Source organism: Deltaproteobacteria bacterium (assembly GCA_016210005.1).
Taxonomy (GTDB): Bacteria; Desulfobacterota; Binatia; order HRBIN30; family JACQVA1; genus JACQVA1.
Genome location: JACQVA010000239.1, coordinates 1 through 19,546, shown reverse-complemented (window position 1 = coordinate 19,546; position 19,546 = coordinate 1). Strand labels below are relative to the sequence as shown.

At 65.7% G+C, this 19,546-nt stretch carries 15 protein-coding genes and 1 tRNA gene; 4 read left to right on the top strand and 12 right to left on the bottom strand.

The window, feature by feature from the left end; all coding sequences use genetic code 11:
* The coding region (locus HY699_22705; GenBank protein MBI4518619.1) for a DUF4384 domain-containing protein at positions 1-1,079 on the bottom strand (1,079 nt) is incomplete at its 3' end.
* Between the two features lie 24 nt (positions 1,080-1,103).
* Here HY699_22705 and HY699_22700 point away from each other — a divergent pair.
* Entirely contained in the window at positions 1,104-3,935 is a 2,832-nt protein-coding gene (locus HY699_22700; GenBank protein ID MBI4518618.1) for a caspase family protein, read from the top strand.
* A 221-nt stretch (positions 3,936-4,156) separates the two neighbouring features.
* On the opposite strand, the gene HY699_22695 is transcribed toward HY699_22700, so the two are convergent.
* Positions 4,157-4,624: a helix-turn-helix domain-containing protein gene (locus HY699_22695; GenBank protein MBI4518617.1), complete on the bottom strand. Its 468-nt coding sequence runs from the start codon at positions 4,622-4,624 to the stop codon at positions 4,157-4,159.
* A 5-nt stretch (positions 4,625-4,629) separates the two neighbouring features.
* The gene (locus tag HY699_22690) at positions 4,630-4,881 is read right to left on the bottom strand and encodes a hypothetical protein (GenBank protein ID MBI4518616.1); all 252 of its coding nucleotides are present in this window, start codon (positions 4,879-4,881) and stop codon (positions 4,630-4,632) included.
* 445 nt (positions 4,882-5,326) lie between these two features.
* Between HY699_22690 and HY699_22685 the strand changes: the two genes are divergently transcribed.
* A complete protein-coding gene (locus HY699_22685; protein MBI4518615.1) occupies positions 5,327-5,584 on the top strand; it encodes an AsmA family protein in 258 nt (85 codons plus the stop codon).
* Between the two features lie 79 nt (positions 5,585-5,663).
* Here the strand turns inward: HY699_22685 and HY699_22680 are convergent, their stop codons facing one another.
* The 8 genes from HY699_22680 to HY699_22645 form a co-directional block, all read right to left on the bottom strand.
* Positions 5,664-6,041, bottom strand: coding sequence for a helix-turn-helix transcriptional regulator (locus HY699_22680; GenBank protein MBI4518614.1), 378 nt, complete (start codon positions 6,039-6,041; stop codon positions 5,664-5,666).
* Positions 6,042-6,261: 220 nt separating this feature from the next.
* Positions 6,262-6,960 carry an SH3 domain-containing protein gene (locus HY699_22675; GenBank protein ID MBI4518613.1) on the bottom strand — a complete coding sequence of 233 codons (699 nt, stop codon included), beginning with the start codon at positions 6,958-6,960 and terminating at the stop codon, positions 6,262-6,264.
* Between the two features lie 14 nt (positions 6,961-6,974).
* Positions 6,975-7,051: transfer RNA gene (locus tag HY699_22670), tRNA-Pro, on the bottom strand.
* 115 nt (positions 7,052-7,166) lie between these two features.
* A complete protein-coding gene (locus tag HY699_22665; GenBank protein MBI4518612.1) occupies positions 7,167-7,844 on the bottom strand; it encodes a ribulose-phosphate 3-epimerase in 678 nt (225 codons plus the stop codon).
* A gap of 270 nt (positions 7,845-8,114) precedes the next feature.
* Positions 8,115-9,050 (bottom strand): methionyl-tRNA formyltransferase, encoded by a 936-nt coding sequence (locus HY699_22660; GenBank protein MBI4518611.1) that lies wholly within the window; start codon positions 9,048-9,050, stop codon positions 8,115-8,117.
* A 70-nt stretch (positions 9,051-9,120) separates the two neighbouring features.
* Positions 9,121-11,256 carry a hydantoinase/oxoprolinase family protein gene (locus HY699_22655; protein MBI4518610.1) on the bottom strand — a complete coding sequence of 712 codons (2,136 nt, stop codon included), beginning with the start codon at positions 11,254-11,256 and terminating at the stop codon, positions 9,121-9,123.
* A 152-nt stretch (positions 11,257-11,408) separates the two neighbouring features.
* The gene (locus tag HY699_22650; GenBank protein ID MBI4518609.1) at positions 11,409-11,759 is read right to left on the bottom strand and encodes an acetone carboxylase subunit gamma; all 351 of its coding nucleotides are present in this window, start codon (positions 11,757-11,759) and stop codon (positions 11,409-11,411) included.
* Positions 11,760-11,761: 2 nt separating this feature from the next.
* Positions 11,762-13,690: a hydantoinase/oxoprolinase family protein gene (locus HY699_22645; protein MBI4518608.1), complete on the bottom strand. Its 1,929-nt coding sequence runs from the start codon at positions 13,688-13,690 to the stop codon at positions 11,762-11,764.
* 170 nt (positions 13,691-13,860) lie between these two features.
* Between HY699_22645 and HY699_22640 the strand changes: the two genes are divergently transcribed.
* Together HY699_22640 and HY699_22635 are read left to right on the top strand one after the other, a co-directional pair.
* A complete protein-coding gene (locus HY699_22640) occupies positions 13,861-15,678 on the top strand; it encodes a hypothetical protein (protein MBI4518607.1) in 1,818 nt (605 codons plus the stop codon).
* A gap of 85 nt (positions 15,679-15,763) precedes the next feature.
* Positions 15,764-17,143 (top strand): M20/M25/M40 family metallo-hydrolase, encoded by a 1,380-nt coding sequence (locus HY699_22635; GenBank protein MBI4518606.1) that lies wholly within the window; start codon positions 15,764-15,766, stop codon positions 17,141-17,143.
* On the opposite strand, the gene HY699_22630 is transcribed toward HY699_22635, so the two are convergent.
* Positions 17,106-19,325 (bottom strand): GAF domain-containing protein, encoded by a 2,220-nt coding sequence (locus tag HY699_22630; GenBank protein ID MBI4518605.1) that lies wholly within the window; start codon positions 19,323-19,325, stop codon positions 17,106-17,108. The two genes, HY699_22635 and HY699_22630, sit on opposite strands and share 38 nt — an antisense overlap.
* Positions 19,326-19,546 lie beyond the last annotated feature (221 nt).

The following is a 19,546-nucleotide window of genomic DNA, read 5'->3' as shown; positions in this document are numbered from 1 at the left end:
GCGGCTGTCCGATAGCTCCAGCTCGCCTCGTAGAATTCACCGGCGGCCGAGCCCGCGGTTGTCGGAGCGATCCGCAGCCCCCGAATGGACTTACTCATCTCCTCGGCAGTGCTACTGACCCGCCGCAGTCCGCCACTTCCGACGACCGGCTCCGTCCCCACGACGCCTATCGTGGCGTCGCTGGCGAACACCTCGATGCGGTCCTCGCCGTACGGCGGATTCACTTCGAGCTTGAATCCGTCGCCCTCGCCGGGGATCTCGTAAACCCTGCCGGCTTTGAAACGGCTGTCCCTGCGGTGGTCGTTCGGCAAGAGCTGCAGGATGGTGCCGTCCGGCTGAATGTCAACCAAGCGGGCGTTGAAATCCTTGTTGCCAACGATGAACACCTTCACCAACTCTGCGGTTTGGTACGATTTCTTCTCAGTCCATACCCGCACCGTCAGTGGGCTATCCGAGTCGAGGAGCACGTCTGTCTCTTCCGGTCCTGCGGTCGACGCAACGACGGCTGGCCGTCTGGACCTCAGCGTGTAGGTCACTTCTGCGCGGACCCAAACATGATACCGGGAGTTGTTTTCGACCCCGAAGTCTTTCTGCTCGAGCACGGCAACCTCACCCTCTGACGCCGCCTGCACCACGTCGTACTCGACCTGGAAATCTTTGACCGCGGTCTTGGACCGCACGAAGGTGCGCGCCGCTTCCAGTGCCTGTCGCTTCGCGCTGGCAAAGGCGTTGGCGCGCGTCTGCGCCAGCGTCTCGTTTTCTGAAAGCTGCGCAAAGCCGTCCACCTCGTGGATTGAAGAGCGCTTCTCCTCATCCGGGGCAGCCTGCGTGCTGCGCGCCGGAATGGCCCTGCTGTGCGACACACAAACAGCAGTCAGCGCGACCATCAGCGAAGCAGCACCGCACGGTGCCAAACCACCGAAACCTTGGCGCACGACGAAGGCATTACAACGATCGGGCCGAGTGGGCAAGCGCTGAGAAGCCCCGTCCTTGTGAACTTGCTCACGCGTTGAGAAGCGGGCGTTCCGCGCGTTGACTGGTTCGTCGAGTGCATGGTAGCGAACCTCGGTCGTGAGCATTTCCCGGACGCAGGCGAGGTTCTCATGAAAACCCCGGTCGGTGCATGGCTGGCGCTTGTTGCGCTGTGTGTCGTTTTGTTGGTGTGCCGCAGTGCTGTCCGCGCGGAGGAAACGCGGGGCCTGAAGCTGTTGGCCACAAAGGGCGCGGATAACCAGTGGGCGGAAATTCCGCTCTACAACCGCATGCACGCGGTGATCATCGGTATCGATCGTTATCCGCAGCTTCCCCCCGACCGCCAGCTCGGATACGCGGTGTCCGATGCAAAGGCGGTCGAGCGGCTACTGCGGGCCAGATTCGCCTTCGACCAGATCTACACCTTGTACAACGAGGACGCCACGCGGTCTAACATAACGGACCTGTTACTCAATCGCCTGTCGCAGGTTCCGAAGGACGACGGCGTCTTCGTATTCTATGCCGGTCACGGTGGTCAGGAGAAAACCGACTTCGGCAACATGGGCTTCCTGGTGCCGCACGACGGCAGCTTCGAGGACATGCGCACCGTCATCACCATGGGCACTCTGCGCGACGACGTCTCCAAGCGCATCCGGGCAAAACACGTCTTCTTCGTGATGGACGCGTGCTACAGCGGCATACTGGTTGAGACGCGTGCCGGGGAGGCGAAGAAGACCAGCCGTGACTTCGCCTATCTCGAGCAGATCGCGCGCGAACCGGTGAGGCAGGTGCTCACAGCGGGCGATGCCAATCAGACGGTTCTCGATGGCGGACCTGGCGGCCATTCCGTGTTCACGGGCCGCTTGCTGGAGATTCTGGAGTCGGCGGATGATTTCATCACCGCCTCCGAACTTGGCACCCGTATCAAGGAACGGGTGTTCTCCGACGCCCGCGCCCGCAACCACACACAGACACCGAAAGACGGGGCCTTCTTCGGTCTCGGCGATTTCATCTTCATGCCATCGGTGGCGCGGCGTATTGGCGGCATCAAAGGGCAGACCGCAGAACTCGAGAAAGAACTCGCGCGGCTGCAGGCGGCGGAGGCACGGGCGGCGGCACAACGAGACGAAGGAGCCCGCCGCGAAGCGGAGCGTGCGCGTCGCGCGACCGAGGCGGCGCTCAAGGCCAAGCAGCTCGAAGCGCAACGCATCGAGGCTGAGCAGCAAGCGCGCGCGAAGGAGCAGAAGCAGCGCCAGCAGCAGCAGGAAGAGATGCGCCGCAGTCAGGAGGAGGAGGCCGCACGCCTCGCAGCCATCCAGAAGCAAGTCGAGGAGAAACGCAAGCAGTACAAGGCCTCGATGGTCGACTCGCTGGCGGACGCGCTTCGCGAGTTGCAGGCATTGGATGCCGAGATACAGCGGATCCGGAGCGCGATGCGCCAGGAGCTTTCCAAGCGCATTCTCTCCATCGCCGCGGCGCGAAGCCGGGCTCTTTCGCACGTGGCACAGAAGGATGAATTCGAGACCGACGCCGAGTTCAGCGCCCGCCAAGCCGCGGCGGGCGCCGGGCGCAATGGATCGATCCGCACGGAGTTCAAAGGCGCAGGGGAAGCCCTCCAGAACGCTTATGATGAACAGATCCGGCCCCTGCTCCAGCAAATGGATGAGATTTCGAAGAAGTCGTTCCGGATCTCCGGCCACGACGCCCTTACGATCACGATTGGCTCCTATGATGCGGATGCGCAGACTTTTCCAGTCACGATCACCTCGAAGAATTTCGGCCGGCAGGCATATCCGTGGAGCCGATTCCTGTTTGTCGCTGAAGATAGCAGGAGCACGCACGCGGCGGGACTCCGCGCGGGCGATATGCTGGTGAGCTACAACAGCATTCCCGTGCGACCGGACACGGATTTCGAGCGTCTTTGGGCGACCGTCGTAACAGAATCAACGGAGCTCGTCGTGGAACGCGACGGCAGGCCGCTGGTATTGAAAGTGCCGAAGGGCGGCCTGTCGCTGGAGCTGCGCGCGGACGACTACGGGCGCGATCTTCCGCCGGACGTTCTCTACGTCAGTGCGGACATACCGGTACCGCGGGCGGATGCACGGCGCCTCAAGCAAGACTACTTGAATGGTTTCTTTGCCGCCGAATTGGATGTGGCCGCTGTGTCTCCACAGATGCTCCTCGTACGTTCGGCCATGCTTGCGGATGAGGGCTGCGGGAGCCGATATGATCTCATGAAGGCTCGATTCGTGAGCCTGGGTAATCGGCTCACGCGAGACACGAACAACAAGACAATCTGGCTCACGAGTTCGCTCGGCAAGCGTAGCTGGGTGGGCGCGGAACGGCTGGTGTCGCGGCTGAACTATCGGGGCGTTTGCGATTGGCATCTACCTTCCGTGAACGAGATGCAGAGCGTGCCTCGCACCCCAGTTCTCCTCTCGATGGACTCGGGAATCTGCTATCACACGAATACAGTCGCCAATGACCAGAACGAGCGCGTGCACTGGAAATACTGCCCTCGTGACAATTCGACGTACTTCCACAGAGACGCCGACTCATACGCGGTTCAGGCCGTACTGTCCGGGGAGCCAAAACGCTGCCATTATCCGCTCCTGGAGGGGCGCTTCCTCCCCATCTCCGGAGATCTGGTGTTCGACACAGAGCGGTTTTTGATTTGGACAACGCGCCCAGTCTCACCCGATTCCCATACGTCGATGCAGGCGGAGACGCTCGTTAAGGAACTCACCTACCACGATCTGCGCGGCTGGCGTCTGCCAAGCCTGGATGATCTCAAGAGTCTCTATGATGAGGCGCTACCGGGTATTTCCTCTACCTTTGGCGAGCTGGGAAACGAGTGCTTCCACACGACGACCCTCGACCAGTTCGGGAAACACCGTACCCAGAACCCCACCGATCCGCGATGGAACTGCTCCGACTATGCGCTCGTGGTCAGCGTTCTGTGAACGTTCTTCGCGGTGTGTCGGCCGATGATGTCCTCAGGGTCTGCAGCATCAAGCAGCTCACCAAGGCGAGGGCGCTGCCAGCGGACGGCCGGCAACGTTCCGATCGTGCAACACGCCGTCGCGCTCGCCTGTTGCCGCGATGGGCGGCGAAGTGTTCTCCGTTCAGACATGCGCGTCCGCGTCGACGCGCTCTTCGTTAGGGCGTGGCGAGCCTCCCCGAGCTACGCCGCGCGCGGCAGCGCGATCTTGATTGTCTTCGGGAGTCGTTTCGGCCTGCAGAGCGAACGCAGGTAGTCTCTGGTCGCCGTGACGCCGCGCGCCCACTCGTACACGAGCTGCCGCATGACAGCGTAGGTGGCGCGGTCGATCGGGCGTTTCCCCTGTTCCCAGCGGGAAACCGTTTCGGGCCGGACAGCCAGCAGCTCGGCGAATTCCTTTGCTTGCAGCCCCGTCCCCTTGCGCATGAACTTCAACGCCTCCGGTTCGGTCACCCCGGCTTCCGCAAGTCTTGCCGCCACCAGGGCATCGAACTGGCTGACCACGAGGTCGTCGAAATAGGTGGTCGCGCAACCCGCGCAGACACGGGCCGGCAGGTCGGCCGTAAACACGTGGCCCGCCACATGGCGCTCCCGTCTAATCCTCTGCGGCTCGGTACGAGCCGCGCCGCAATTTGGGCACTGTTTCAGCATCTGTCTCACCCCGCGAACACAGTCCAAACAATCACGCCAGCCTCGTCAATCTGAACGATTACCGTGAGCCCCTCGCCATGTACCCGCCAGCGCCCGTTCTTCTGAAGCATGAACGAACCGGCATTCGCCAGCGCCGAAGCCACACTCGCGCGTGTCTCACCCTCCGCATCCATCTCGTCGAGCGCATGGCCTGTGAAGATCAAGCGCTGATCGGCAGCTGCCTTCTTGATGAGGCGAGTCACGCCGCGGCGCTTCATTTCGGCAGCCTATAGCGAATTGACCAGAAGTCAACTTGCTGTCGGTCCGGCAAGAGGCAAGAGTGACCAGCTGCTCGAACCGACACGATCTTTCGGGCGACGGCTGGCGGCTCTTCGCGGGGCTCGTTACCTCACGTCTTCTTCGCGGCTCGGTGCCTTGGCGCGACAGTTGTCTCCGTACTGTGAATGAACGGCGAACGCATGTTCCGAGTGTCCCCATCGCTGCTGGTAGTCGCCGACGAGATTGACACGTCGGATAGCGTGTACAAGAGTTCTCCATGAATGCCCTCACGCCCGACGACATTGACGAAGCGCGTGCGTTGGGGAGCCTGCGGGACTCATTCAATCGCTTGATCGCGGGCGCAGTCTTCTAGTATCCGGGCGCTGAGGTCACCGCCGCGTCGCATTAGGGCGACGCCCGTGGCGTTCGTTGCGGTGCCGGATAATGAAACGTTTCTGGAAGTGGGTTGGTGCCACTGTTGCGGTGCTCGCGCTCCTGGCGGTTGCCGCGGTGCTGGTGATTCCCTTCGTCGTGGGCACGCCGCGCGTCCGGGCGGCGATCGCGCGCGCTGCCTCACAAGCAGTGGGCCGCCCGGTTACGTTCACCGCGCTCTCGGTCACGGTATTGCCGGACCCGTCCATCCGGCTCCACGGACTCGCTCTCGCGGACGCCCCTGACTTCGCCACGCCCCCCCCTTTCTGACACTCGAGCAGGCAGATCTCACGGTGCGGCTCCGTCCGCTGCTCGCCGGAGGTGTCGAGGGTGCCTCACTCGTCTTGAATCAGCCGGTGATCACGATCATTCGAAACGCGGACGGGCGCCTGAACGCCAAGACGCGATGTCGCGAAGGGGAGCCGAGACGGTGCTTACATCCAACTCCGGCTTGGCGTCTGCCATGGTAACTCTGCGCGAGAACCGGCTTTCCGGCGGGCCAGTCGAGCCGATCTTCGTGCTCTTGTGCCGTCGTTAGTGCCGTGATTGCGCGGACTGGTCGGAGGCGCAGAAGATCACGACAGCACGAAACGGCGAAACGGCGAAAATGACAAGCGGCCGGCGGGGGAGGAGTGTGCGGACGTGACACACCGATCTCGGCGGCCAGCTCCTCCTGGGTGAAGCCGGCAGCCTTGCGCAACTCCGCCAGTCGCGCCCAGTTCGTCAACTCCGCGTGCTTCCGGTTTGGGTATTGGGCTTCCCTCTCCATCACTGCCATCACTGAGGAGGGTGGAGTCATATCTGGACTATCTGGACTATGGACCTACCGAACCGAGCGAGCAAAACAACCAGGCTCCGCGGGCGGGTTCAAGACGGCTGGGGCGGACCGATCTCGCCGACGGCTACCAAGTCGATGTGAGCGCCGCACTCGGCTGTGGTTCACTTGCTCAGAAGCGGATGCGATTGCGGCGCTGGCGCTCGCTGTGACGGCCGTAGGCGCCGCCGGCCACCCAGCCCACGAGCAGTGCGATCAGCACAAGCACGGTGATGGTAGGTGTGCGCCACGGGTGCTCACCGGTCGCCGCGCTGGTGTTCGGCTGCGCCTGCCAGTCGCCGAGACGCTTGTGTAGGGTATCAACCGTGGTGGTCAAGCGCTCAACCTCGCGGCGCAACGCCTTGACCTCGTCTGAGTCGCCGGCGGCGTCAGGCGACAAAGCCGCCGCCGGCGGAGTCGGCGTCGCTGTCGGCTCGTACACCACGGTTGGGGTCACGGTTGGGCTCGGAGTCGGCGCCGGGCTGCTGGTGCGGGTCACTTGGGTGCGTGTCAACGTGGCTGCCGGCGCTGTCGGTGTGGCCAGCACCATGACGGTTGCACCCTTCTCGCCCGGGAACGCCAGGAAGGTGCTATGGACATATCCATTCTGCCCGGAAGCGAGGCGCACCTGCGCCCATACCCCCTCGAGGCGTTCGACCTCGACGCGCTCGCCCCGTTCGATGGTGGCAAAGGCGGGGAAGTTGGTGCCGGGGCCGCGGCGCACGTACAACAACTCGGCGCCGCTAACCACGGCGACGGAGGTGTCCGCCGCCGCCGCCGCGATGGCGTGCAACGCAAGTGCGAGGAGCCCGAAGACGACTATGCGACCCATAGGAAAATGGGAGATGGTCGGGGTGACTGGACTTGAACCAGCGACCTCACGGTCCCGAACCGTGCGCTCTACCAGTCTGAGCTACACCCCGTGGTTGATTGGGCGATCTCACGCCGTGGCGACGCCGTTGCTACCACAGTAGGCCAAATTTGCAAGGAGCCCACCAGCACTTGGGCGCGACGCAGGCGAGTCCGACCTTAGCGGGGCTAGGAGCGCTTGCGTGCCGGCGCACTGCCGCGCAGCGCGGCAATGGTGGCGCGATAGTCGCGCGTGCCAAAAACACCGGAGCCCGAGACCAACACCTCCGCCCCCGCGGCAATGATGCGCACGGCGTTGTCGACTTTGACCCCGCCATCGACCTCGATCAGGAATGACAGCCGCTGGCTGCGTTTGATATCGCGGGCGGCGCTGATCTTGCCCATCGCCGACTCGATAAAGGCTTGGCCGGCGAAGCCGGGGTTGACCGTCATGATGAGGATGAAGGCGACGTCCGGCAGGACCGGCTCGATCGCTGCCAGCGGCGTGGCCGGATTGATGACCACGCCGGGCTCCGCCCCGGCCGCGCGGATCTGCTGGAGCACCGCGTGCAAGTGCGGGCAGGTCTCGTAATGCACCGAGATGTACCGGGCGCCGGCCTTGGCGAAGGCGCCGATGTAACGCTCAGGCTGTTCGATCATCAGGTGGACGTCGAGTGGCCGCTGTGTGTGCTTGCGGACGGCCTCCACCACCATCGGTCCGATGGTGAGGTTAGGCACGAAGTGCCCGTCCATCACATCGAGGTGAAGCCAGTCGGCGCCGGCGGCGTCAACCGCTCGCACCTCCTCGCCCAGGCGAGCGAAGTCAGCCGACAACAGCGACGGAGCGATCAACACGCGCGCAGTCATTGCGCGCGACTTTACTCGGCGGACCCGGGCAAGGTCAACGGCATTCCCAATTAGGGCCAATTAGGGCCACGGACAAAGTCAGTTGTTCCTGAAGTAGTAGGGCAGGCTGTGCCTGCCACTCCGGGCGCGACAAGCGCGCGGCAGGCACGGCCCCAATCTGACTTCCGCCGGGGAACCTGTTGCCGCGGCAACGCGATGACTCCGAAACCCTCCGTTAACGAGTTTGCAGACCCTGCCTTTCCAATGAGCGCCCCGCCGGTGCCGTGGGCTTCAGGCGGCGCCTAAGCGCGTCCCCGGTGCCAGATGCAGGCCGCGCACGAAGTCGGCGGCGGCCAGCCGCTTACGTCCGGCGAGCTGCAACTCATCGAGGCGCAACGCCCCGCTGCCGCAAGCGACCACCAACGCGCCACCGCCGGCGAGCGTACCGGGCGGACCGGCGATGGCGGCGACGGCGTGGGCGCGGTGGATCTTGAGCAGCTCGCCCGCCAACGTGGTGTAGGCTGACGGCCACGGGTTGTAAGCCCGCACGGCGCGCGCCAGCTCGGGCGCGGTGCGCGTCCAGTCGAGGCGGCCGTCGTCCTTCTTGACCATGGGCGCCATGGTTGCGGCCACATTGTCCTGCGGCTGGCGCCGTAACGTGCCTGCCTTTAGTTGGACGATTGCCGCCAGCAGAGCCTCGGCGCCGAGTTCGGCGAGGCGGGTTTGCAATTCGCCGTAGGTTTCGTTCGGGGCGATCGGGGTTTCGCGCTGGAGCAGAATGTCGCCGGTATCCATGCCCTCGTCCATTTGCATGATGGTGATGCCGGTAACCGTTTCGCCCCTGAGGAGGGCCCACTGGATCGGGGCGGCGCCGCGATACTTGGGCAGCAGCGAGGCGTGCACATTGATGCAGCCGAAGCGGGGCAGGCTGAGAACGGCGGGCGGAAGGATCTTGCCGTAGGCGGCCACTACAATCAGGTCGGCGGCGAGCGCACGCAGCGCCTCCAGCGTCTGCGGCGCGCGCAACTTCTCCGGTTGCAGCACCGGCACGCCACGGGCGGCGGCCAATTGCTTGAGCGGCGGGGCCACCAGTTTCTGGCCGCGGCCCGCCGGCTTATCGGGCTGGCAGATGACGGCGACGATCTCCTCGCCGCCATTCAGCAGTGCGCGCAGCGAGGGCACGGCGAATTCGGGCGTGCCGAAGAAAATGATCCGTAGTCGTTCCATGCCGCTGATCAAAGGCGCGGCGGTGGCGGAAGTCAACGCCCGCTCAGCGGCGCGCGCCGACCGAAGATGGCTACTGGCGCGGTGCGCGCGTCAGCCAGACCGCGCCCTGGCCGCAGGCTTGGTACTGCCAGCCGGGCTCGACTAGGTAGGTTGTATGGCGGGTGGTCACAACTGCCGGGCCTGGGATGACGACGCCGGCTGCGAGCGCGCGCTCGTCGTAGCTGCGGGTCGGCAACGGCCGCTGGTGGCCGGTGAAGTGGCAAGCGCGGCTGCTGACAGCTTCGATTGCGCGAACGGGCGTGCCGCTAGGGCGAATGTCCGTGAACTGCACGGTCTCCAGCTCGAGGTACGAGCAGACCCGCATGGTGTTGATGCGCACGCCGGCCTCGGGCGCCTGGCTGCCGTCGCCGAAACGGCCGCCGTAGCTGCGGTGAAAGCGGTCGATCAGGCTGAGCACGTCGTGGACGCTGCCCAGCCGAGCGCGGTCGCTCACCACCGCCGTCTGCACGCGCTGGTTGCCGTAGCGCATGTCGAGTTCGAGCCGGTGGCGGATATCAGCTGCGCAGGCGCCCTGGCGGAGCAGATCGTCGCGACCGCGGCCTTCGAGCTCTGCGACGGTTTGGTTGAAGCGATGGAAGTCAGAGAACAGGCGTTTGGCGTTGGCGTCGAAGAGCACGAGGTAGACGGACTGCTCGTGGATGTGCATCTGGTTGAGGTTGCCGGCGCCGCAGGCGGAGAAGACGGCGCTGAACGGTGGTGCCAGAATGCGATCGATGCGCAGCGCCTCGGCGATGCCGCAGGCGTGCAGCGGGCCGTTGCCGCCATAGGTCAACAGGGTGAACTCCGCCGGCTCGTAGCCGCGCGCGCGCAGCTCGGTGGCGATGCCGTTGGCCATGTCGTTGTCGACCGTGCGTTTGATCAGCTTGCAGGTCTCGATCAGATCGCTCTCCAGCTCGTCGCAGAGCGCTTCCATTACCAGCATGCTGCGCTTGGGGTTGAGCACGATCTGGGCGTTGGCGTAGTTGGCGGGGTCGAGGTAGCCGAGCAGCAAGTCGGCGTCGGTTACCGTCGGTTGTAGCCCGCCGCGGTCGTAGCAGGCGGGGCCGGGGTCGGAGCCGGCGCTGTGCGGGCCGATGCGCACGGTGCCGTGCATGGGCTCGTAACTGGCGATCGAGCCACCGCCGGCGCCGAGGGTGGCGAGGTGGACCATCGGTACGCTCACCAACCAACGTTCGATCACCGGCTGGAAGTCGTAGTGCTTGATGCCGCCGGCCACCACCAGGCCGATGTCGAAGCTGGTGCCGCCCATGTCGGTGGCGACAACGTGTCCGAGCTCGGCCTGTGCCGCCAGGTGTTCGGCGGCGGCGATGCCGGAGACCGGGCCGGAGTGGATGGTTTGCAGCGCGGCGGTGGAGTTGAGCTGAGCCATCCCGCCGGAGTTGTGCACCACCAGCATGGGTTTGCGGTAGCCGCTTTGGCGCAGGTGCAACGCCAGCGAGCCCAGCCCGTGGTACATGGTCTGGTGCAAGAAGGCGTCGAGGATGGCCGACATGGCGCGCACGTATTCGCCCTTGCGGCCGGCGACTTGGTGCGACAGCAGAATCGGGATCGCCCCCAGCATGTGGCCGGGGTACTCCTCCAGGAAGACATCCTGCACCAGCAGTTCATGCGCCGGATCAACCACACTATTGGTGAGCATCACCACCAGAGCTTCGGCGCCGCGGTCGACGAGGTCGCGCAATTGGCGGCGCAAATCGTCCCGGTCGAGCGGCAACAGGACCTGCCCGCCGGCGTCGATGCGCTCGCGCACGGTGCGAATCATTTCAATCGGGACCAATGGCAGCGGCCGTTGGGCGCGCGGGATATCCATTTGCGCCAGCGGGTCGAGCCCTTCGCCGTAGCCGCGCCCGCGCGACAGCGGCACCACGCTCTTGAAGCCGGCGGTGACCAGCAGGCCCAGGCGCGGCCCCTTGCGTTCGATCAAAGCATTGGTGCCCAGGGTGGTGGCGTAGCGCACCGAGTCGACCCCCGACAACAGCTCCTGGTGCTCCAGGCCCAGCTCGTCACAGGCCGCCGCTAGCGCCTGCTTGAATCCCAGCGCGAGGTTGTGATGCGTCGTCAGGGCCTTGGTCTCGACCGAGCGCCGATCCCAAACCACGAAGCAGTCGGTAAACGTGCCGCCGATGTCGACTGAGAGACGCCGCATTTGGGATAGGGGGTTACAACGGATTAAACGGATTAGACGGACTAGGGCGCAAGCCAGATGCGCTCTGGGCGCAGCGTTCGGAGTGCGCCCACCCGGGTGTGTCCATGGCGTGCTAAGTTCCTCCCCTCTCCAATCCGTGTGGCGCGCGGCTGCTAGGGCTTGGGTTGGCGATCCTGCCACTGGGCCTTGAGGGCATCGAGGTCGAGATCGAGGTCGTGGAGCGGTGGATGTCCGGGCACGGTGTACTCGGTTTCCACCATGACACCGCAGCCCGGGCAGTAGTACTCGAGGATGCGGCACCAGTCAGGATGGGGCGAGAACGTAAAGCGATACTTTGCCGGATCGAGCAGCGGCTTGTGGATCTCGCGCGGATCACGGTCGTAGACCAGCAGACCCTCCTTGTAATTGCGGCGGGCCGGGCCGATGACGTGCTCGCAGCGCCGGCACTGCCACTGCTCGGTGTCGAGGTCGATGCGGAGGTATTCGGTGATGGCGACTTTCATGGTCAGCTCTCTTCTCGAGGTTCGCTTTCCAGCACGATGTCGCCGCCGGCTTTGAAGTCGAAGCGCCACGCGGCGGGAACGCGGCAGGTGAAGAACGGCTCTTCGATGATGGCGGGGCCGGCGCCGGTTGCGCCGGCCGGTTGTGCCGCCACGTTGAACACGGGCAAGTCGCGCCAGCCGTCATCCAAACGCACGCGACGAGTACCACCGGCAACGGCGCTGCCGGAGGGGGGCGCGCCTGGCGGCGCCAGCGTGGCATGAGCGAGCGCCTTTACCGCCCGCAGTGATAGCGAGAGTTGATCGCCCGGCTGCATACCGGGCGGCAGCGCCGGCTTGCCGTCCAGCGCCACCACCGTCTCGACACCGTTACGCAGGCGGAGTAAGCGCAGCTCCCGGGTACACTGCGCCAGTTCGATCCCTTCGGCGAACATGTCGCGCTGGGCGCGTTGCAGCAACTCGGCCAGGGTGGCTTGCAAGCCCGCTTCCGTGGGTTCGCTCAGGCGCGCTTCGTAGTGCTGGGCGATGTCACTAAAGCCGATGCCGAAGGCACTGAAGACAGCGGCCAAGCCCGGAATGATGACGCGCCGGATGCCGACTTGCTCCGCCACCGCGCACGCGGCCAACGGCCCGGCGCCACCGAAGGCCACCGCCGCCGCGCCCGAGCCGATCTGCACGTGGGCGCTGATGGCGGCGGCGATCTTGGTCACCCAGGCGCGTTCGATTGCCAGCAATGCGCTTTCGAGGCAGAGCCCCAATGCCTCGGCGAGCTTGCTGACGGCGCCCTCAGCGCGTTGGCGATCCAAGGTGATCTCGCCGCCGAAGAACGAGGCGGGGTCGAACACACCCAGTAACAAGAACACGTCGGTGATGGTTGCTTCGCTGCCACCCAGTCCAAAGCACGCCGGCCCCGGCGCCGCACCGGCGCTCTGCGGCCCGACACCGATCTCGCCGTCACGAACGGTGATGATAGAGCTGCCGCCGGCACCGATACTGGCGATGTCGCTGAGGGCAAAGGATACCGGGATGCCTTCGACCTCGCCGCGGCGCCGGCTGCGGATGACGTTGGCTTCGACCACGCCGATGTCGGTGGTGGTGCCGCCGACGTCCAGAGAGATCAGCCGTGCCAGGCCATAGTTCGCCGCCAGCGCCCTTGCCCCTTCTAGGCCCGCGCGCGGGCCGCAGCTGTAAGTCTTGATGGCGATGGTCTTGGCCACGCGCGCCGAGTCGCCGTCGTTGCGGAAGATCAGCAGTGGGTGCAAGTACTTGTGGTCGCGTAGAATGTGCTCGGCGTGGTAGAGGAAGTGCTCCATCGCGGGGTGGAGGAAGGCGTTGAACAACGCGGTCCAGGTGCGGCGGGCATCGTCGGGATCATCGGCGATCTCGTGCGAAAACAACACCGGCACGGCGCCGAGCAGGTGGCGCGGAAATCGCCGCAGCCAGACGCGTTTGAAGCGCACCTCGTCCCGCGCTCGGCTGAGGCTCACCACCAGGCGGCTGGCGCCGGCCTCGCTCAGGATGTTCACTACCTGCACCAGCGCGGCATCATAGGCATCGTCCGCCAGCTGCGAGTCGATTTGGGCGATCCGTTCGCCGACGAGCGCGGCTAGCATTTCGCCGCCGACGGCCGAGTCGCGCAGGGCTGACGCAGACATATGCTGGGCCAGGATCAGGCCCAAGCACGGCCCTCTTCTCTCCACCAGCGCGTTGGTTCCCTGGGTGGTCGAGTAACGGATGCAGTCGGTGTGGCGCAGCAAGTCACGGACGCGCTCCTCGCCGTAGACTACGGTGGCAGCCTTTTTCAGTCCGTCAATGAAGCACTGGCTCAGATCATAGGGCGTGGTCAGCGTCTTGGTGTAGTAGATGCGCTCGCCGGCGATGACGCAGATGTCGGTCAGGGTGCCGCCGTTGTCGATATTGATAAGCATGCCCATGCTAGTGGGCGCCAGATTCACAGAACGTGCGCCGGCCGCCGTGACCGTTGTCACTGCGCCGCCATGATGAAGGTCACGCCGTTCGCACAGCCGTCGTGATCTAACTCGGAGGCATGGGGCTATTTGCGCTCGGCTCGAGTCAGCTGCCGCAGCAGGTAAGGGGGGATCGGATGTCAGACTGGGGATGGAGGATTCGGCGGGGCAGCTGCCTCGTGGGGCTGGTGCTGGCGGCTGTGAGCGTGCGCGCCGCGGCGGTGCCGCTGGATAAAGCGGGCGAGATGCGCTTGGGCGTGCGCAGCTACGTCAACGCGCGCGTCGGCACCGAGGCTACCGCCGAGGGCACGCCTCGTTCAGACGCCGCCGGGTACTACACCGCCTACCCCGGGGCAACCTTCCCGTACTCTGCGGCCGGCCACTTGCGCCAGAACCGCTACTTCCTCGAGGTTGAGCTGAAGCACGACCTTGATCGTTTGGTGCAAGACGGCTTTGGGCCGCTGCAGCTGTTGCGCGAGTTGCCCTTCGACATCGCCGGCCTCAACTACGACCTGACCTTGCGCGCGGAGGCCGATGGCATCTACGACTGGGGGCCGGCGGAATACAGCACGGCCGCAGCCTTCAGGAAGCCCGGCCTTCCGCCGCTGCTTCCCAAGCTGGCCAGCGCCGATTTCGGAGCCAAACGCAAGCAGCTGCGCGACCACAACGTCCATCGTGAACGCTTGTTCCAAGCCTACGTCGAAGGGCGCACGGGCAACCTGTTCGTGCGTCTGGGGCGGCAGAACCTGTCGTGGGGTGAAACCGATGGCTTCCGCCTGCTCGACGTCATCAACCCGCTCGACTCCAGCTTCGGCGGGTTCACCGTCTCGCTCGATGAACGGCGGGTGCCGCTGGACATGATCCGCGCCCAGTACCATGTCGGCTCGCTTGGTCGCATTTCCGAGATGTTTGTCGAGGCCTACGCCGCGATCGACAATCGCGTCGGTTTCACCTCCAGTTCAGTGTCCGGAACGCCCTGGGCGTTGCCGGGTGGCGGCACTCTGGATGCGCTCATGCTAACCGACGTCATCCAGCCCGCTCGCAGTATTGACGATGCCCGGGGCGGAGGCCGTATCGTTTTCAACGTGCTGGAGACCACCGTGAGCCTGGCGCACTACTACACTTACGCCGACCTGCCTTCGGTCCAGGTGTTCACCAACCCGAAGGGCCTACTCACGCCGTTCGATGATGGGCTGCCGTGCGCCAATGATCCCAGCGATCACAGCTGCGGCATGCTGGTGCACACCGTGTTGGCGCCGCAGCGGATGCAGGTAACCGGGGCTGCGGCCAGCTTTGCGATCCCGCAGTGGTATGCCGTCGTGCGTTCTGAGTTCGCCTACCTCAAGGACGAGCCCGGATACACGCAAGGGCAGCTGGATCCGTTGATCTTCACCGACCGCATGCGTACGGCGGCGCCCGCCGCCACCGGCGGCACCAGCACCAACGACTCGTTCAACGCCGTGGTCGGGCTCGACGTGCAGCAGTACTTGCGCTGGCTCAACCCCACGCACACGGTCTTCTTCTCGACCCAGTTCTTCTACAAGCACATCGCCGGCACCGGCGATGACGAGTTGTTCGCGCTCGACCGCAACGGCTTTGCGTTTCCCAATCCCAATCGCCAGGTGCTGCCCGTGACGATGGACGCGCTGGTGGCCGCCAAGGCCTTCGGCCTGCCGGTGGAGCCGATCTTCGTCAGCCAGCCGGCGGACTCCTACCTGCAGACGTTCTTCGCCGGCACTAGTTACCGCAGTGGCACCGTCCATCCCGGCTGCGGCTTGTTCTACGACTGGGGCGGCGGCCTCGTGTTCCAGACCGGGATCGGCTTCAGCCACGATCCGTTTCGTTTCTCGGTCGACTACACTTTTCTGAATGCCGGGACGCTCAAGGGCGGCAGTGGCGTCAGCCTGCTGCGCGATCGCGACAACGTGCAGTTCCGCCTGGAGTATGCGATCTGACGGTGGTGAGCTCTGCATGACCGATCGAAGCGAGTGGGCGGTGGGCCAACCGCGGAGGTGCAGAGACCAGCGCGGAGGAACAGCTGTGGTTCGGTTGCTGGTCTTGGCGGCGCTGGTGGCCGCGCCGGCGTGGGCGGAGCCCGATTGGGAAGCGCTTACCGGCGAGGCCGCGCAGGTGCTGTCGCAGTACGTCAGGATCGACACCACCAACCCACCGGGCAACGAGCTGGCGGCGGCGCGATTTCTCGAGCAGGTGCTGGCCCGAAACGGAATTGGCGCGACCGTTTATCAGAGCGCCGAGAACCGCGGCAACCTGCTGGCCCGGCTGCCGGGGCGGGGCCGGGCGCAACCGATCATACTGCTGCATCACATGGACGTCGTTCCCGCAGCGGAGGCCGACTGGTCATTTGAGCCCCTGAGCGGCGAAATCAGCGATGGCTTCGTGCACGGGCGCGGCACGCTCGATGACAAGGGGCCGGGGGTGATGCAGCTCATGGGCCTGCTGGCGCACCAGCGCCAAGGTCGGGCCTGTGGGCGCGACCTGGTCTTGTTGGCGGTCGCCGACGAAGAGGTGGACGGTGTGGCCGGGGTGCGCTTCATGGTCGAGCGCTACCCCGAACAGGTACGGGCGGCGGCGGTGTGGAACGAGGGCGGCGCCAGCGTCGAGGGCATTGTCGCGGAGCGGCCGGTGAACTCGATTGCGGTGACGGAGAAGAACTCGCTGTGGATTACGATCGTGGCCGTGGGCGAGGGCGGACACGGTTCGGCGCCGTCGCCGGACGGCGCGATCAACGTGCTCACGGCCGCGCTGACACGCATCGCCGCCTGGGAAACCCCTATCCATCTAGTGCCGGCGATGCGCACCCTGTTCCGCCGTCTGGGCAGCACCATGTTTCCGGGCGGCGGCTTCCTCATGAGCCACCTCGACCAGCCCTTGCTCGGGCGCGTCGCCGCCAAGCGCGTTACCCAGGACCGCCTCACCAACGGCCTGGTGCGCAACACCATTGCTCTTACCGGCATTCGCGGCGGGCTCAAGCACAACATCATCCCCAACCGGGCCGAAGCCGATCTCGACGTTCGCTTGCTCCCCGATCAGGAGCCAAAGGAATTCCTGGCGCAGTTGCAGCGGGTGATCGATGACCCGCGCGTAACGATCATGCCGGTGCAGTACATGCCGCGGCTGCAGCCAGCCAGCCCGGCAGAGACGCCGTTCTTCGCTGCCCTCGAACGCGCGCTCGGGGCGCGCCTGCCGGCCGGGATCACGGTGCCGGGCATGCTCACCGGCAGCAGTGACTGCACCGCGTTTCGGGCGGTGGGCACGCCGTGTTACGGCTACAGCCCGATTGTCGGTTCCAGCGAGCTGTTGCGGCGGATTCACGGGCCGGACGAGCGCCTGTCGTTGGCCAACTTGCGCCTGGGAATACAGGTCACTTACGACGTGCTGCAGACGCTGTGCGCGGAGTAGGCCTGCCGGCGGCGCGGATGAGCGGTGCCCGAGGGCTGCGAGGCTCGGCTCGCGGCGCGCTGCGATAGGGAATGCGCACTGACAACGTGCTGCCCCGTCCTGGGCGTGACTCGAGGCGCAAGCGGCCGCCGAGCACCGCCACGCGCTCACGGATGGACCACGGCAGAAATTGCTGGCGCACGAAGCGCCCGGCCAGGGCGGCGCGCGGAAAGCCGCGACCGATGTCGCGCACGCGCAGGTCGATGCAGTCGCCTTGGGCCGTCAGGCTGACCCAGAGGTGGGAGGTATGGGCGTGCTTTTGCACGTTGGCCAGGGCCTCGCGCACGATGAAGACCAGTTCGTGCGCCACCGCCGCCGCCAGCTTCTCGCAGCCGCTGAAGAGCACGTGAGCCTGCGGCTGGCCGCCCTGGGTGGTGTACTCGGCGATCAGGCGTTGGATCTCGCCCCGCAGGTCGATCGGCAGCGGCTCGGCGGCGCGCAGCCGCTTGAGGAACTCCTGAATCATCTCGAACTGCTCGCGGACCGCTTGCTGCAAGCCGGCCAGCTCGGCTTCCGCCGGCGGCCGGCCCAGTTGTTGTAAGGCGGTCAGCTGCAAGTTGATACCGGCCAGTGTTTGCAGCACGGTGTCGTGCAGGTCGCGGGCGATGCGCTCGCGCTCGCGGTGGCGGGCCAGCTCGCGCTCTTGGCGGGCGGCCTGCCGCAGTAGCTCTTGCTGTTCGAGGCGCACGGCGGCGGTGTCGGCAATGCCCGCCAGAATGCGGGCGTGGCTGTCGTTGTAAGCGCCGTCACCGGGCGGAGCGCCGGCGAGTACGGCCCCGAGTAACCGGGTGCCGCTACGGACTGGTGCGAGCAAGGCCGAACCCTCGCCGGCCCACTTGGCCAGCGGCGAGTTGGCAGCCAGCGCCAGATGCGTCACCCCGGCCGCCGCCGGCTCCAGCGTTGGGCTCCAAGGGGCGAAGTCGCGCGGGTGCAGGCGCTGCTGCCTGCGAGGGACCGGCGGCGGCGCGGCGCACCCCGCCAACGCCAGGCGATCCTCGTGCGCGTGCCACAGCCAGACGCTGCAACGGCAGGCGCCCAGTACCCGGCGGGTTCTGTCCGCCAACTCCGTGAGATAACGGTGGCGGTCGAACGGATACGGCGGCGCCGTGGCCAGTTCGCTGAGCAGGGTGGCGCGCTGGTAGAGCCGCGCGGTCTCGACTGCGACCGCGGCCCGCTCGGCCAGATTACGCACCAGCTGAACCTGCGCCTTGGTGAAGCCACGGGCGACCCGCCGGGCGACGACGGCGATGACGCCGACGGGCAGCTTGTCGTGCAGGATCGGCACGAAGAGCGCGGGTCCGAGGTCGTCGGTGACGGGGTCGACGGGCAGCAGGCGGGCGAGAAGTTCGGCACCGACGGTCCAGTAGCCGCGGGCCGTGGGGCGCGCCCCTAAGGTGTCCGGCCACTGCTTGGTTGCAGCCAGGCCGATGAAGTCCGCCGAGGCGCCGGCGAGCGCGCTCAGCCGCAGTGAGCCGCTGGCGCTGTCGCGCAGCAGTACCGCGCAGGCGCGTGCGCCGATTGTGGGCAGAGCCCGCTGGCACAGGCGATCGAGCACGGTGCGCAACTCCGTCGGCGCCGCCAGTTCCGCCAGGCTTGCGCTCACCGCCATGGCCCCCTGGGCCACTGCTCGCTCGTGCTCGGCGAGCTGGGCGTAGTTGATGGCTAGTGCCGCAGTGGCACACCAGGGAGACAACATCGCTTGGTTGGGAATGCGCCCAGCCGTGATGGGCGCACGGTATAACAGGCACAACACGCCGTGCAGGCGGTGCGATTGATGAAGCCGCAACGGGCTGGCGTATGCCCGCCAGCCGTGCCACCAGCATGCCTGCGCTGGCGCTGCAATGTCAGACAGTGTTACCAGCGGCTGGCCGCGGCCGAGTACCCGATCCCAAACCGGCGACGTCCCCCGGTGCACCAGCGCCTTGGCAAAACGGGCCGCCGCGCGAGCTGACAAACCGCGCTGCAATCCAGGGCGCAGCACGTCGCCGGCGTGATCCCAGACCAAGAAGCAGGCGGCCTCGCAGCCGAACAGCGTCGTGCTCAGCTCCGCCAGCGCATCGAGAGTCTCGCTAACGTCAGTACTCAGCGTTGTTGCCGGAAAGCTGAGGCCGGCGGCAGCAGGCGATACACGCGGACGCCGCATAGGAACTACGTGTGCGTGCCCGTACCGTCAATGTCAAGCAAAAGGGCAGGCCGAGGCAGGGATCGAGCTGATCGAAGCTCAGAACCCGGACTGGCGAGACCTCTATGACGAGATCGTGTAGCGGTGTGCGACAAATCTGTGGGTAACGTGCAGCCGACCGGGCAAATCCTCACCAGTCTGACAGTACTGTGTACTGTCAGGCCGAGGCCCATGCCGAAAGG